The organism is Solibacillus merdavium, assembly GCF_014836935.1.
Classification (GTDB): Bacteria; Bacillota; Bacilli; order Bacillales_A; family Planococcaceae; genus Solibacillus; species Solibacillus ferritrahens.
The window spans coordinates 155,158-169,255 of sequence record NZ_JACSPW010000003.1; the positions used below are offsets into that span (position 1 = coordinate 155,158).

The 14,098-nt window shown below is 35.0% G+C and carries 18 protein-coding genes; 17 read left to right on the forward strand and 1 reads right to left on the reverse strand.

The features are described from left to right. Positions 1-84 precede the first annotated feature (84 nt). From H9632_RS05300 to H9632_RS05355, 13 genes are all read left to right on the forward strand, one after another. The gene (locus tag H9632_RS05300) at positions 85-513 is read left to right on the forward strand and encodes a helix-turn-helix domain-containing protein (RefSeq protein ID WP_191703074.1); all 429 of its coding nucleotides are present in this window, start codon (positions 85-87) and stop codon (positions 511-513) included. Next, the gene (locus tag H9632_RS05305; protein ID WP_191703075.1) at positions 510-1,247 is read left to right on the forward strand and encodes an ABC transporter ATP-binding protein; all 738 of its coding nucleotides are present in this window, start codon (positions 510-512) and stop codon (positions 1,245-1,247) included. The genes H9632_RS05300 and H9632_RS05305 overlap by 4 nt, the downstream gene beginning before the upstream one ends. Beyond that, positions 1,247-1,978, forward strand: coding sequence for an ABC transporter permease (locus tag H9632_RS05310; protein ID WP_191703076.1), 732 nt, complete (start codon positions 1,247-1,249; stop codon positions 1,976-1,978). Before H9632_RS05305 ends, H9632_RS05310 begins: the two co-directional genes overlap by 1 nt. 118 nt (positions 1,979-2,096) lie before the next feature. Further along, positions 2,097-2,387, forward strand: a complete 291-nt coding sequence (locus H9632_RS05315) for a hypothetical protein (protein ID WP_191703077.1) — start codon at positions 2,097-2,099, stop codon at positions 2,385-2,387. Positions 2,388-2,445: 58 nt separating this feature from the next. Beyond that, positions 2,446-2,820 (forward strand): TlpA disulfide reductase family protein, encoded by a 375-nt coding sequence (locus H9632_RS18790; protein WP_225223686.1) that lies wholly within the window; start codon positions 2,446-2,448, stop codon positions 2,818-2,820. 43 nt (positions 2,821-2,863) lie between these two features. Then, a complete protein-coding gene (locus H9632_RS18795) occupies positions 2,864-3,043 on the forward strand; it encodes a TlpA family protein disulfide reductase (RefSeq protein ID WP_225223687.1) in 180 nt (59 codons plus the stop codon). Between the two features lie 291 nt (positions 3,044-3,334). After that, a complete protein-coding gene (locus H9632_RS05325) occupies positions 3,335-3,973 on the forward strand; it encodes a nitrous oxide reductase accessory protein NosL (protein ID WP_318247671.1) in 639 nt (212 codons plus the stop codon). A gap of 69 nt (positions 3,974-4,042) precedes the next feature. Further along, positions 4,043-5,317: a NosD domain-containing protein gene (locus H9632_RS05330; RefSeq protein WP_191703078.1), complete on the forward strand. Its 1,275-nt coding sequence runs from the start codon at positions 4,043-4,045 to the stop codon at positions 5,315-5,317. Continuing rightward, entirely contained in the window at positions 5,314-5,775 is a 462-nt protein-coding gene (locus tag H9632_RS05335; protein ID WP_191703079.1) for a nitrous oxide reductase accessory protein NosL, read from the forward strand. The genes H9632_RS05330 and H9632_RS05335 overlap by 4 nt, the downstream gene beginning before the upstream one ends. Beyond that, the gene (locus H9632_RS05340) at positions 5,772-6,569 is read left to right on the forward strand and encodes an ABC transporter permease (RefSeq protein ID WP_191703080.1); all 798 of its coding nucleotides are present in this window, start codon (positions 5,772-5,774) and stop codon (positions 6,567-6,569) included. Before H9632_RS05335 ends, H9632_RS05340 begins: the two co-directional genes overlap by 4 nt. A gap of 7 nt (positions 6,570-6,576) precedes the next feature. Then, positions 6,577-7,266 carry an ABC transporter ATP-binding protein gene (locus H9632_RS05345; RefSeq protein WP_191703081.1) on the forward strand — a complete coding sequence of 230 codons (690 nt, stop codon included), beginning with the start codon at positions 6,577-6,579 and terminating at the stop codon, positions 7,264-7,266. Next, complete coding sequence (locus tag H9632_RS05350; protein ID WP_191703082.1) at positions 7,263-7,784, forward strand: peroxiredoxin family protein; 522 nt, start codon at positions 7,263-7,265, stop codon at positions 7,782-7,784. The genes H9632_RS05345 and H9632_RS05350 overlap by 4 nt, the downstream gene beginning before the upstream one ends. 890 nt (positions 7,785-8,674) lie before the next feature. Next, the gene (locus H9632_RS05355; RefSeq protein WP_191703083.1) at positions 8,675-9,349 is read left to right on the forward strand and encodes a metal-dependent hydrolase; all 675 of its coding nucleotides are present in this window, start codon (positions 8,675-8,677) and stop codon (positions 9,347-9,349) included. 61 nt (positions 9,350-9,410) lie between these two features. Here H9632_RS05355 and H9632_RS05360 read toward each other — a convergent pair whose 3' ends face one another. After that, positions 9,411-10,268, reverse strand: coding sequence for an XRE family transcriptional regulator (locus H9632_RS05360; protein WP_191703084.1), 858 nt, complete (start codon positions 10,266-10,268; stop codon positions 9,411-9,413). Positions 10,269-10,779: 511 nt separating this feature from the next. Between H9632_RS05360 and H9632_RS05365 the strand changes: the two genes are divergently transcribed. From H9632_RS05365 to H9632_RS05380, 4 genes are all read left to right on the forward strand, one after another. Then, a complete protein-coding gene (locus H9632_RS05365) occupies positions 10,780-11,331 on the forward strand; it encodes a sigma factor-like helix-turn-helix DNA-binding protein (RefSeq protein ID WP_191703085.1) in 552 nt (183 codons plus the stop codon). After that, positions 11,324-11,491 (forward strand): YvrJ family protein, encoded by a 168-nt coding sequence (locus H9632_RS05370; RefSeq protein ID WP_191703086.1) that lies wholly within the window; start codon positions 11,324-11,326, stop codon positions 11,489-11,491. The genes H9632_RS05365 and H9632_RS05370 overlap by 8 nt, the downstream gene beginning before the upstream one ends. A 14-nt stretch (positions 11,492-11,505) precedes the next feature. Further along, entirely contained in the window at positions 11,506-11,691 is a 186-nt protein-coding gene (locus H9632_RS05375) for a hypothetical protein (protein WP_191703087.1), read from the forward strand. Positions 11,692-12,306: 615 nt separating this feature from the next. Next, a complete protein-coding gene (locus H9632_RS05380) occupies positions 12,307-13,989 on the forward strand; it encodes a hypothetical protein (RefSeq protein ID WP_191703088.1) in 1,683 nt (560 codons plus the stop codon). The last annotated feature ends 109 nt before the right edge of the window (positions 13,990-14,098 follow it).

Here is a 14,098-nt window from a genome sequence, read left to right on the forward strand (position 1 = left end):
CACGAATTATAACATCCATGTCATGTAATGTAGGTAGATTATTGATAAAATGTGCCTATAATAATACATAGAGGTGTAGTTAATATGATTAATATGAATTTGAAAATGTTGCGTTTACAACATAAATTGACGCAGGAACAGGTAGCTCTTGAATTAAATGTTTCTCGCCAAGTCATTGCTAAATGGGAAAAAGGAGACTCTGTACCTGATTTAAATTTCAGTATGGCCCTCGCTAAATTTTACAATGTCACATTAGATAATTTAGTCAATTATAAAGATGACACAACGTCAATAGCGCTTCCTCCAAAGGGAAAGCATTTTTTCGGTATAACAAAAGTAAACGAACGTGGACAAATCGTCATCCCTAAAAAGGCCCGTGAAATATTTCAGATTCAATCTGGTGATTCCCTCGTCCTTTTAGGTGATGAAGAACGAGGGCTAGCTATTGTCCCTAAGCAGATGCTCCAACAGTTTATGAATATGGTAAATGATCCATTTGATCAGGAGGAATGAAATTGACTAATGCAATTGAGATTCAGCAATTATCCAAACAATATAAAACGAAAGTAGCATTACATCCGTTGACACTCTCCATACCAGAAGGACAGTTATTTGGTTTACTCGGTGTCAATGGTGCAGGTAAAACAACTTTAATCAAAATTCTTACAGGTCTTCTAAAACCCTCTTCTGGAACCGCGCATATACTTGGCCATTCTCTTTCTAAAGAAGATTCAGCTATCCATTCAATAATCGCTGTCTCACCTCAAGAAACTGCAATTGCTCCAAACTTAACGGTACGTGAAAATTTGCTCTTAATGGCGCGTATACACGGTTTTTCTAAATTACAAGCTACAGCTAAAGTAGATGAGATGATTGCACAATTTTCTCTCGAACCGTTTGAAAAGGAACGAGGGAAGACCTTATCTGGTGGATGGCAACGTAAACTGAGTATCTCAATGGCATTAATTTTAGAACCACGGATATTATTTCTAGACGAACCCACACTTGGACTTGATATTATTAGTAGACAAGAGCTCTGGACGATGATACAGAAACTAAAAGGCTCTACAACGATAGTACTAACAACACACTATTTAGAAGAAGCCGTAGAACTTTGTGATCGCATATGCATCTTGAAAGACGGTTATATGAAGGCGGTTGGTACAGTAGATGAACTCATAGATCAATCAAAGCAATCCACCTTTAAAGATGCGTTTGTCCATTTTGTCACTGGAGGTGAATCATAATGCGGTCCTATATATTTGCTGGTCGTGTTACAAAAGAAGTTTTACGTGACCCGATTTCTCTCTTTTTCGGTATTGTGTTTCCCATTATTTTATTACTACTTCTAAATACAATTAACCGAAATGTACCAAAAAATTTATTTAGCATTGATGTACTCACACCAGGTATAGCCGTATTTAGTTTATCCTTTATTGCATTATTTGCAGCACAAACGTTATCAAAAGATCGCACCAGTGCCTATTTAGCACGGTTGCTTACAACACCAATGACTGCAACCGATTTTATTCTCGGATATTCCATTCCGCTTGCAGCAATCGCTTTTATACAAAGTATTATTTGTTTCATTACAGCCTATTTTATGGGCTTTACCATTACACTACACATCTTGCTCGCATTAATCTGCCTTCTATTCGCATCTTTTATCTTCATAGGAATTGGTTTAATATGCGGGATCTTACTAAGTGAAAAGGCAGCAGTCGGGTTATGTGGAGCACTATTAACAAACTTAACAGCATTGTTATCTGGCGCCTGGTTTGATTTAAGTCTAATTGGTGGTACATTTGAAAAAATTGCCTACATACTTCCATTTGTCCATATCGTTGACTTAGTAAGGGCGCTTTTGGCAAACGATTATAGTGCCACATTACCTCATCTTTACATTGTCATTGTCTATACGGTTATTATTTACGGATTAGCCATTTTCTTTTTCCGTCGTCAAACAATTGAAGATTAATCTATCTCTTCTATCATTAAATTCTATTTACAGAAAAGTTAGATTTTAATGTACTCTTGTAAAATTAATGGTAAAATAAAAAGTGTTAATTAATTGGGATTGGAGGTAACAATTCACAATGTCAGCTAAAAAACACTCTTGGAAAAGTTATTTATTTTTAATATCAAGTGTATTAGTAACAGCAGCTATGTTTCTATTTGATCCAATAGCTAGAGCAAGTTCTGAAACACTTACGCCAGTGATTCTAGCATTTATTGGTCTTGGCACAATTTGTTCTATTGTGTTGGCTATTTTCTGTTTCTCTACTTCAAATGAAAAAAAAACTTTACCAATATTGGGTTTGCTTTTTACTAGTTTAAATGTTAGTATAATCGTTTTCTTCTTATGGTTTGGTGCAAATATAGCATAGAAAGGAAAGCTAGGGAGTTACCCTTATTTTAATTGAACGAATAAAAAGTCAGCATGTGTTGCTCGTTCAATTTTTCCTGCTCATGTGGTTAGACGGCTTTATTTCAAGCTTTACGCTTTTTCATGGTGCCGTATTACTAACTGTTTATTTTAGAACGAAGCATGCTCAGTATTTAGCAGGTGCTGAACTTTTAAGCTTAGTTGCAATCATGCTGATGGATGTTGAAGAAAACATAAACACAACGACCCGTGCAGTGATTGATTTGCCGACTACAACGGGTGAGCAATATCGCCTGTCTGACCAGGAAAAATCTTTAACTGTTGTTAATTTTTTTGCAACGTGGTGCCCGCCATGTAAAGCAGAGATGCCGCAAGTTTTGCTGAAAACTTGCCTAAGGGGTTGCTTTACTTGGTATCAATTTAACGGCACGTGACAACGGTGAAAAAGCACTCGCAGACTTTATGGGAACCTACAGCGTGACATATCCAATCTTAAGGGACGAGGATGATGCAGTAGGAACAGCTTTCCAAGTAAAATCTATTCCTGCGACGGTAGTGCTTAATGCACAGGGGGAAGAGCTTGAACGGATTGTGGGACCGGTAAGTGAAGAAGGATTACGCCAATTATTGAGAAAATATCATCCATTATTGAAATGATGTCACTTGTATAAGCTCACACCAATCTATCATTCGAAAAAGAAATTACAAATGGGTATCATGAAAGACCACGAGAATTAAAGGTAGATAAATATATTGATATAACAAACAAAAAATAGTCATGAAAAAGCCGCGGAACTTAGCGGCTTTTATTTATGGGATATTTTATACCTGCATGGGTATTATAAAAACTTCACAATTAGCACAAAATATTGTGATTACTTTGTCAAAAATAATATTAAAATCAGGTGTTATTATAATAATCGTACTATAAGAAACGGAGTGACGAATGTGTTTAAAAAGATACTTTTAGCAGGAACTATCACAATGTTATTAACAGCTTGCAATCAAACTGAAGAGAAGAATGAGTCAACAGTTTCCAATCAGGAATCTGCACAGCAGCAGGAAGTTGAACAAATTGCCGAGAAGGATTGGACGCAGGATGCACGTTTGCAAGAGCCTACAGAAGATACGGTATGTGCGATGTGTAATATGAAAGTTTATACAAAAGATCAAGAGATGGGCGTCTTTTCAGCTCAGGCAATTAAAGAGGACGGTTCCATTGCATTTTATGATGATATCGGTTGTTTACTGAACGCAGAATTTGCCAACGTAGAAGTAAATGAAAAATTTGTACGTGATTACAATACATTGAATTGGTTTAATGTAGAGCAAGCGTATATTGTCAAAACAAAGTTAAAATCACCGATGAACTGGGGATATATTTTCTTTAAATATGAAGATGATGCAAAAACGTATATCGATGAAAATGAAGGCTCGGAATTGACTTCCTATACAAAAGTACGTCAACAAGCTTTAGAACGCCGTAAAGCAAAAATGAAAGCGGGAGAGAATGTGGATAAACATGATCCTGAAGACGGTCATGTGCATCATGAAGGAGAAAAACAACAGCACAATGATGGTGATTAATGAGCAGGTGATATGTCTGAAAGCGACTAATCTCTGTAAATACACCATAAATAGAGGTGCATGGGGCTTATGAATAAATTGATGAAATGGGCTGTTCTTTCGCTGCTATTAACCTTCTTTCCCCTCGTTTCACATAGCGTAGCAGCAGAAAGTTTACAGCAGTTAATAGACGAAACAAGTCCAAATAGTACGCTTTATTTAAAAAACCAAACGTACGAAGGACCAGTTACCATTACAAAACCTATTACAATCATTGGCGATAAAAAAACAAAAATTACATCATTAACTACAGGAATTACAATTAAGGAAACAAATAATATTACGCTTCAAGCACTCCAATTTGAAACGAAACTAACGCCTATTCTTGTTGAAGACAGTAAAGATCTTGTCTTGAAAAATTTGAACCTAGATATTGATGAAAAAGGTGTGGAGTTTAACCGTGTTCAAAATGTCACTCTTTCCTCTTTGAAAATAGAGGGAAAAAAAGAAGGCCATTTTTCCAAAAAGCCAAACGCGGTGAGTCTATTTGAAGGGGAACAAATTATTGTCAAAAATCTGTTTGCTAAAAACATTCAGGATGGTATGTATTTTGAGAAAACAAAAAATGTAGATGTCCAGCAAACGGTAGTTGAAGATGGGCGGTATGGATTGCATTTCATGTACGGTACCAATATACAGCTGCAACACAATACGGTTAAGAATAATGTATCGGGCATGACGATTATGGTCGTTGAAAATGCTTATATTGCCCATAACCAAATCGAAAGACAGCTTCAATTAAACAGTAACGGCATGTATTTATATGATATTGAAGAAGCGCAAATCACGAATAATATATTTAAGGAAAATACGACTGCGACGATTTGGAATCAAGTAAAGAACAGCACGTTTACCAAGAATATGTTTCAGTCAAATGGAACGGTCATTCACAGTAGAAGTTCACCAAACGTAACAGTTACTGAAAATGAGTTTCAAGGTAATATATTAACGGCTCGGTCTGACGAAATTGGCTTTGTGTTAAATCGAAACCATTATGACGATTATAATGGCTATGATTTCAATGCTGATGGAATAGGCGATACAGACTATCATTCATTCACAAGTTTTGGGCAATGGATGGTACGTAAGCCCGTGTATCAGTATTACGTAGAATCTCCGAGTGTCACATTACTTAATAAATTGGATCAGCAATTCTCCGATACAAAAAAGATGGTCTTAGTTGATAAAAATCCACTTATGATGACGGAGAAAAAAGAACAAAGCATTCAACTGAATTGGAAACATATTTTGGGAAGTATGGCAAGTTTATTCATATTATTTAGTATTTGGAGGAAATTAAGATGAAACGGCTATTAGTTATATTTACTATTATTGCAATGATGTTATTAGCAGGCTGTGGCAATAAAGAATACAAGCCGAAAGAGATTTCTGCAGAAACCGATGTATGTGAAATTTGTAATATGACAATTTCACATATGGATTACGCAGGTCAAATTGTGTTTAAAAATAATGATCATCTCGTTTTTGACGATTTAGGCTGTTTGATGGAATACATTATTACGAATGGCGAGAGCGATATTGGCGCGGCATACATTAAAGATGAATCAACAAATAAATGGATAAATGTAAAAGATGCCGTATATATCTACGAAGCGAACTACTGGACACCTATGAACTACGGCGTGCTTGCATTTGCATCGAAGGAAAGTGTGGATGCTTATATGAATGAAAATGGACAAGGTAAACAGCTTAAATATGATGATTTGTTAACATTTGAATGGGGAATCCATACGCACGAATGATAAAGTTTATTCAACTTGAGATGAAGCAATTAATCCGTAGTAAATGGCTTCAAATCGTTACCGTATTATTTGTCGTTACCTTTACATCCGTGTTAATGATTCAACAAATTGCAATGCCTGATGCACAAGGATTTACGCGTCAGTCAGCCGCAATGTTAAACGTGTTATTATTTTTATTGCCGTTATTTATACTGACAATTGGTTCAATGAGTCTAGCGGCGGACCGTGAATCAGGATGGTTAAATTTACTGAAAACATATCCGATGTCCAATGGTAAGTATATTTTTACGAAGTGGATCGGCTTATTTAATGTATTCTTATTCATTACACTATTAGCCATTACACTTTCCTATATGATGGGGAGCTTTTTTGGCGGCATTTCACTAAATGGTCCGTTCATCGTATTTATTCTTATTTTGCTGTTACTTTTCACATCACTTAGTATTTTCGTAGGTGTGATAGCGAAAAACAGGCTACATGCACTGGCACTTGCTTTAGGTGTATGGTCGATGATTACACTGATTTTATCGTATGTATTAATGGCGGTAGGGACCATTATTTCGGAAAATTTATTGAAAACCTTCATTTCGTTATCCATTCATATTAATCCGCTTGAATGGTTGCGCTTTAGTTATTTTGTATTTACGGATCAGTCAGCTGTTTTAGGACCAGCCTTCTATGAGCTGGTGAAATTTTATGATTCAACAGTCGGACTATTTTATTACAGCTTATTTACTGCACTATGGGGAGTAAGTCCACTATTATTAGCTACATATTTGTTGAAAAGAAGGTGATAAATATATGACCGTTGAATTGTTGAATATTACGAAAACGTACAAGAAAAACCGAGGTGTGCACAATATTGATGTAAAAATTGATGCTGGTGAAATTACGGCACTTGTCGGAGCAAATGGCGCAGGAAAAAGTACCATTATAAAACTATTAACTGGGCAGCTCGTGCAAAATGAAGGAGAAATAAATGGTTTTTCAAAAGAGGCACTCCGTTATATGCCGGATGATTTAAATTTCCCGGATACTTTAACAGCTGCTGAAATATTAGCACTATTAGCCAATCTAAAAAAAGTGTCCTCCAATACAATCCCAAAACTTCTTGAACAAGTAGGACTAGCTGATAAAGGTCATTTACGGGTTTCGGAGTATTCAAAAGGGATGCGCCAACGTTTAAATTTAGCCCAAAGTTTAATTGGCGATGGCGATTTATATATATTGGACGAACCGACGAATGGCTTAGACCCATTTTGGATTGCAACAATGAAAAAAATGCTTGTGGAAGAAAAAGAAAAAGGGACTCACATCTTGTTTTCTACCCATCTACTTTCATTTGCCGAAGAAATTGCAGACCAAGTGATTATGCTTCATGAAGGTGAAGTAATTGCGAAAGGAAATATTCAAACGCTTCTAACTACTTACCATTGTCAAACGTTAGAACAACTGTGGCTAACTTTAACAACGATGGAGAACATCCAATGAAGAAATATATTGGACTTGCTATTATCACATTATTAATCGGAATCCTTATATGGGAAAATAGCATGTCCACGAATGAAAACTTAAGTAAAGCTACGAATGAGGATGGCTCTCGTGTAGTTAAAGCAACTGATTTCACATTGCAGGCACTAGATCATCAACAGCATTCACTGTCGAATTCTCAAGGGAAATGGACGATTGTGAACTTTTGGGCTTCCTGGTGTGAACCTTGTAAAATGGAGGCTCCGCATTTACAACGAATATATGAAGAATATAATGACCAGCTTGAAATATTGGCAGTGAACATGACGAAGAAGGATACTCCTAAAGATGTTCAGGAGTTTGTTAATAGATATGGGCTGACATTTCCGGTTTTGTTGGATGAGCAAGGAGACGTTAGTATGACCTATGGTGCCTTTACTATTCCAACTACAATATTTATCGACGAGAAAGGGAATATTAAGCATGAATTTGTTGGTCCGATGGAAGAATCATTTATAATCGATCTTTTATCTTTGTGAATTTCATTTTATACTAATAAAAAAAGTCGCGGTGCCTTAAAGGTAGGGCACTGAAATGACGGTTTAGTTTTTCAAACAAAAATAAGGCACTTCCTATTCGGAATTGAATGGGAAGTGCCTTCTCTGCGAATATGGTGTGGCACCTTTTATTTCCATGCCAAATAACCCCGATGGTGATGGGGGATTGAATTGCGTAATGAGTAAATAGAGGAATGAATTTCCCTTATTTCGAAAATAAAATAAAAAATAGTAAAAATAAGGGGAGAAATTTCCGTTATTGACCTGAAAAACATGAAATTTCGGGAATTTATTTAAAATAACGGTAAAACTTCCCCTTATTTATCCAAAAATGAGCAACATCATTTAAATAACGGTAAAATCTCCTCTTATTTCTTTACATAATACCTCCCTTTGCTTCAGATTCACTGCGAATATCGTAGCCGTACCCGCGAAAAGCGTCCGCCGTAATGGAAATCAACGGCATCGAAGAAAAAGAGGTCTTGGAACGAATTTTCGTTCCTGTACTCTCTCAATTACTAAGGAATTTTTCATTGCCTCACCTTAAAGGTTCTGCGACTTTTCCATGTTTATAGGATAAGCTAAATATCTGATAAAAACTCCTGAGTGAGGAGTTGAGACCAATTCTAATCAGAGTTTACTGTGTGCTAGTTCTTTTTACAATTAGTAAAACTTGATTAATCAAATTAGTTTAAGTACAATGGAATCTTTGAATACATAAGAAGTGATAGGGGAACCAGTAAAACCATATTATAATAGAAGGTACCCCATTTTTTGCTTTTACAGTCAACCAGGAAAGAAGGGTACTAAGCTGTAATTAACGGTTCAACGGTAACTCTTATATAAAGAGATCACAACAAAGAGGTGGCAACATGAAAGGTCGAACACATTTAACAATTGGGTTGGGAATTGGGGCAGTGGCATCTGTCAGCCAAACACCCGAGATGATCCCTGTTGTTTTAGGTGCATCCGCTGTGGCTTCGCTTGCTCCTGATTTAGACGGAAATAATCTGTTAAACAAGCATGTGACGAAGACGGCGAAACAAATAAAAAAGGGCGGACAATTTGTCGGTGGGGCATTGATTGTTCTGTCATTGGTCTCCTACATATTCCAATTCAATTTCCTGCCTTTCCTAGAGGAAGAATGGATCACTCAACAAAATAAACTACTGTTTTTAGGTTTGGGAGCAATCATTATTGCATTATCCATGAAAAGCCAGGAAACATTGAAAAATATTCTTATGAGCATTTTAAGTTTATTCCTACTATACTATGCCATGACGGATGAACTATGGTGGCTCGTTATGTTTGCTATCTACATTGGGGCAGCGGGATGGTTTCCGCACAGAGGGCTGACCCATACAATTTGGGCATTAATTTATTGGGGGTATATGTCTCATCTGTTGGAAGTGAGCACAGGGGCTGAACATTTAGCGATAATCTCAACTATGGCCTATCTTTCTCATATTCTAGGCGATATGATGACGAAAAAAGGAGTTAAATTTCTTTCTCCCATTACAAACAAAGTGTTTAAAATACGAATATAAATTTGAAGTAGGACTTACAACAGTTTATTTAAGCTGTTGTAAGTCCTTTTTTAAAGGTGCCTTAAGTCGAGTATTGTTTTATTTCTGCTTTTAATATTGATAACAAGTCGAACTGATCTAAAACTTCCAACATACTCATTCCTTTATTAATCCAATATAATCCGCGAGTGCCCATATTATTTAAACAAACACCCTTACGTATATAACATATTGATAGATTAATAAACTGTTTTTCTATTTTGCAGAGTTCGATAGAGTTTTCTAATTGTTCTAGAGCCATATTATAATCGTTATTTTTTAAATATAACAAGGATAAATTAACTAAAAAGTTTATTTTTATACGATTTATATTTTGGAAATTTTTATACTTTTCAATATGCCGAAAAGCAAAATTTTTCATTTCTACAGCGGTATCAACTGGAAAAATATAAAGTATAGCATTTAGTAAAAAGATATCGGATAAGTATAAATTGTCCCTACGAGATAATTCTGTCCAGATGGGTTCAGCAAGTAATTTTGCATTATGAATATCGTTAGTATTTGCTAGTATTCTTAGACTTTTTATAATTATATTTATTTTACTAATAAGTTTATCCTCAGGACATTCATTTAAGTATGAAATACAACTTTGCTGTAATTGCAGTAAATTATCCGAATTATTATAGGTTTGATTATAAAAATTATTAATAATTTCATCTCTTAAAGACATGTTATAGCCATTATTAATATATTTAAATTCCTCGTAAGAAGTTTCTATACGGACTAGAAATTCAGATAAGGTGGAATGTTTAATATCTTTATTTTCTCCTAGTTCAAATTTTGAAAAATTACCTTGTGTACAAATATTGTTTGATACATATCTTTGAGATAAACCTTTGCCAACTCGTATTTTTTTTATTGTCTGTCCGTAATTATTCATAACATCCTCCCTAAATATTCTTTTACTAATATTATAAGACAAAAAAGTATAAATTATGTAAAATAAGTAAAAAGGGGGGGTGAGAAGATGATTGATATGATTATTATCGCTCTAGATTTATGGCTAATAGGAATTGGGGGAGGTTAATAGGTTTTTCTGAAAAGCAACATTAGATGCAGTAATAGGATGGCACCAGTAGTAGTAAAGTCCTGAAATACTATGACTGGTGCTTTTCTTGTATATTCTGGTGCCATTTTAATGTGTAAAAACCATTAATATGAACATCCCTTTACATAGCCTAAGGTAAAAATAGTAATTATATCCTAATATTCGTATAAAATGAATATAAAACATTTAAAAATTATTATAATTTCATTTTTTTGGTTGTATTTTTCTTTAGAAATCCCCCTATATATAGTAAGAAGGTAAGCAAAAGTTCTATTCGGTCTTTTTTAATTAAAAACGAACGAAAGTTCATGTTTTATGACTAAAAAGATAAGGGGTATGACGAATGAAGATTTTAAATCCTGATGTTGTGAATAGTAATGTATTCAAGAGATTTATAGAGATTGAAGAACATAACAAACTGTATACTGCATATTTAGAGGATCCGACAAGTACTAATGCTGACATCTTAAATGAACAATTTAAATATTTTGAAAAACAGATAGTTCGTATCGCCTATATAAAAAAAGCAATTATATATGAATCCAGAAAATTTGATTCAAAGTTAAGAGAGCACAATAGAAAGTACGAATTGAATTTGGATTCCCCAATCAATGAAAGCCTAGCAATGGTAGACACAGTCCAAGATGAAAATTCTTTTCTCCAATTCGAAAACATTTTTGAGAATGACTTAGAGAGCTTGTTGAGTGATGAATTGTTAATCACCTTATTAAAGCGTTTAAATACTAAACAAAAACAAGTGTTGTATTATCGGTATGTAAACGAGTTAACTGAGAAGGAAATTGCGACGATTTACAATGTATCACAACAAGCTATTTCTAAGATGATTCATAGATCAATAAATATATTAAGAGAAGGGAGGGAGAGGAATGATTGAGGGACAGCTGTTTCAAATATTGGGGAATTTCGGATTTCCTATTACCATTGCGATTTATTTACTAATGAGATTCGAAGGCAAAATTGATTCATTACGAAATTCGATTGACGTATTATCGAACGACCTCACTAAGGTAAACCATGAAAGGAGTAAAAAATAGGGGGGAGGTTAACTATGGTCGAGCATTTTGATTCAAATGAAATTGTTCAAGTATTAAAGAGAATTGAACCAGTCATTTCTTATTCATCACTGCAAACTAGAAGAGAAAATCGAGATGACCTTAAGCAGCACCTTTATGAAGTTACCATTAAAACTTTAAAAAATACGGTTTTTGTACAACCAAAAGGATTGTTTAAATGAATAGAATAGTTGGTGAGGCATTTTGATATCTAAGGAGTTCGTTGCATCTTTGGATTATTAAAATGCCTTTTTAATATGTTTACGTATTCAAAAAAACCTTATATTTCAAGGAAGTTAAAATGAATGTTACATAATAAATAAAGTGTTTCACCAGATAAACTCAACTATTTGAGGGCTTTTTTAATTTTTATATTTTTGAATCGGTAATAATAAGCTGAAAAATGTCATTTTTGTTAAGGCAATTTTTACTGTAACGTTATATCTGTAAAATAATTTTCCTATTTAATACTATAGAGGAAATCGCATTAAATATCATAGAGAGCAAATATGAAAGCGTAATCATTTTATTAGATATAGAATGATTTAATCTGTATTTATTATTTCGTATATTGCAAAATTCGAAAAATTCGTAATGAAGGCCTCAACTCTTTTAATCAGAGTAAAACAATATTGTAATATAATTTTGGTATATTCTAAACAGGCAGTAGATGGTGCTGCCTAAAAATTTGAGTAGTTATTTTACTCAATTTGAATCAGAGGTGAAACGATAAATACCGGAAAAATGAAAAATCCATCCTATCAGTAGAAAAAATACGAATTAGGAGCGATCAAGTAATGAATAAAAAACAAATGGACTCTAAAACAGCAAATAAAAATTTTTCTAAGAAAGTAGCGCCACTAGTGATGTCAACATCATTTATAGCTGCATCATTTTTAGCGGCTGGAGCACCTATTTCTGCATCTGAGCTTGATACAAAAGATGTAAATCCGGAAATTATTGAACACGCGAAAAATCATGGACAGAAAGTATCGGCATTCGCAAAGAGCCTGCCAGGATCTCCTGAAAAAGGGAAGCTTGTTAGCCAGGTAGCCCAGCAGAACTCTGTCACAGCTAATGATGAACTAGAAGAAAGCGATAATATAGATGAAACAGATAATGATAGTGTAGATGAAGGTGCAACTGAAGTGCCGGAATCACCGGTGACTGAAGATAATCCAATTGAAGAAGAGGTAGTAGAAGAACCGGAAGCACCAGAATCAGAAGAAGATTCAACTGAAGAAGAGATAGTAGAAGAACCGGAAACACCAGTATCGGAAGAACAACCAACTGAAGAAGATGAAGTTGAAGAACCGGAAGCACCTGTATCGGAAGAAGAACCAATTGAAGAAGAGGTAGTTGAAGAGCCGGAAGCACCAGAATCAGAAGAAGATTCAATTGAAGAAGAGGTAGTTGAAGAGCCAGAAGCACCAGTATCAGAAGAAGAACCAACTGAAGAAGGTGTAGTTGAAGAGCCTGAAACACCAGTATCGGAAGAAGAACCAACTGAAGAAGGGGTAGTTGAAGAGCCTGAAATACCAGTATCGGAAGAAGATTCAACTGAAGAAGGTGTAGTTGAAGAGCCGGAAACACCGGTAACTGAAGACGACCAAACAGAAGATGGAGCTGAAGAACCGGAAACACCAGTTTCTGAAGATGATCAAACAGAAGAAGAGATAGTGGAAGAGCCGGAAACACCGGTAACTGAAGAAGAACCAATTGAAGAAGAGGTAGCTGAAGAGCCAGAAACACCGGTATCGGAAGAAGAACCAACTGAAGAAGTAGTTGAAGAGCCGGAAACACCAGTATCGGAAGAAGAACCGACTGAAGAAGAGGTAGTGGTAGAGCCGGAAACACCAGTATCGGAAGAAGAACCAACTGAAGAAGAGGTAGTTGAAGAACCGGAAACACCGGTAACTGAAGATGGTACAGCAGACGATGACTTTATTAATTGGTTAGATGAATCGTATCAATTTATCGACAATAGTTATCAAAGTTTAATTAACTACTATCAAATTCATATTGAACAATATTTAAGTGACTTAGAATCGGATCAAACAAACGAAGAATCTGAAAATGTGCCAGTAATTGATGATGCAACTGATGATTCTGCAGATGCTGATGAAGCAGATACAACAGATACAACATTAGAAGAAGATGAATCTCAAGATAATGCTGTTGATAATGCAGAATTACCAACTGAGACTGATGAAAACCTGGAAAGTCCAGCTGTTGTAGAAGATGAAGAACAACCTGAACAACCTTCAACTGTAGTAACTCCTGAGCAAGAAGTTGAAGAGGTGGAGAATATCGTATCAGAACCAGTAGAAGAAACGGTACCAACTGAAACGGAAGAAATTAGTGTTGATACGGAAACAGACCAAAAGCAAGCTGAGAAAATCGCATTAAAAGATAAAGTGATTGGCTACTATCAAAACTTAGTAACATCATTCTCTAATTTTTTAAATTTCCTAAAATAAGAGGAACCTTTAATTTAACTGAATAAAAAACGCTAAAAAGTAGCACAGACCTTCTAAATGGTTTGTGCTACTTTTATTTTTTAAAGTGGCAATCGCTATACAAAAATTA

What these genes read in the sequence shown, in the direction of transcription:
- H9632_RS05300 (WP_191703074.1), top strand. Translation starts at nt 85, where the DNA reads ATGATTAATATGAATTTGAAAATGTTGCGTTTACAACATAAATTGACG.
- H9632_RS05305 (WP_191703075.1), top strand. Translation starts at nt 510, where the DNA reads ATGAAATTGACTAATGCAATTGAGATTCAGCAATTATCCAAACAATAT.
- H9632_RS05310 (WP_191703076.1), top strand. Translation starts at nt 1,247, where the DNA reads ATGCGGTCCTATATATTTGCTGGTCGTGTTACAAAAGAAGTTTTACGT.
- H9632_RS05315 (WP_191703077.1), top strand. Translation starts at nt 2,097, where the DNA reads ATGTCAGCTAAAAAACACTCTTGGAAAAGTTATTTATTTTTAATATCA.
- H9632_RS05330 (WP_191703078.1), top strand. Translation starts at nt 4,043, where the DNA reads ATGAATAAATTGATGAAATGGGCTGTTCTTTCGCTGCTATTAACCTTC.
- H9632_RS05335 (WP_191703079.1), top strand. Translation starts at nt 5,314, where the DNA reads ATGAAACGGCTATTAGTTATATTTACTATTATTGCAATGATGTTATTA.
- H9632_RS05340 (WP_191703080.1), top strand. Translation starts at nt 5,772, where the DNA reads ATGATAAAGTTTATTCAACTTGAGATGAAGCAATTAATCCGTAGTAAA.
- H9632_RS05345 (WP_191703081.1), top strand. Translation starts at nt 6,577, where the DNA reads ATGACCGTTGAATTGTTGAATATTACGAAAACGTACAAGAAAAACCGA.
- H9632_RS05350 (WP_191703082.1), top strand. Translation starts at nt 7,263, where the DNA reads ATGAAGAAATATATTGGACTTGCTATTATCACATTATTAATCGGAATC.
- H9632_RS05355 (WP_191703083.1), top strand. Translation starts at nt 8,675, where the DNA reads ATGAAAGGTCGAACACATTTAACAATTGGGTTGGGAATTGGGGCAGTG.
- H9632_RS05360 (WP_191703084.1), bottom strand. Translation starts at nt 10,268, where the DNA reads ATGAATAATTACGGACAGACAATAAAAAAAATACGAGTTGGCAAAGGT.
- H9632_RS05365 (WP_191703085.1), top strand. Translation starts at nt 10,780, where the DNA reads ATGAAGATTTTAAATCCTGATGTTGTGAATAGTAATGTATTCAAGAGA.
- H9632_RS05370 (WP_191703086.1), top strand. Translation starts at nt 11,324, where the DNA reads ATGATTGAGGGACAGCTGTTTCAAATATTGGGGAATTTCGGATTTCCT.
- H9632_RS05375 (WP_191703087.1), top strand. Translation starts at nt 11,506, where the DNA reads ATGGTCGAGCATTTTGATTCAAATGAAATTGTTCAAGTATTAAAGAGA.
- H9632_RS05380 (WP_191703088.1), top strand. Translation starts at nt 12,307, where the DNA reads ATGAATAAAAAACAAATGGACTCTAAAACAGCAAATAAAAATTTTTCT.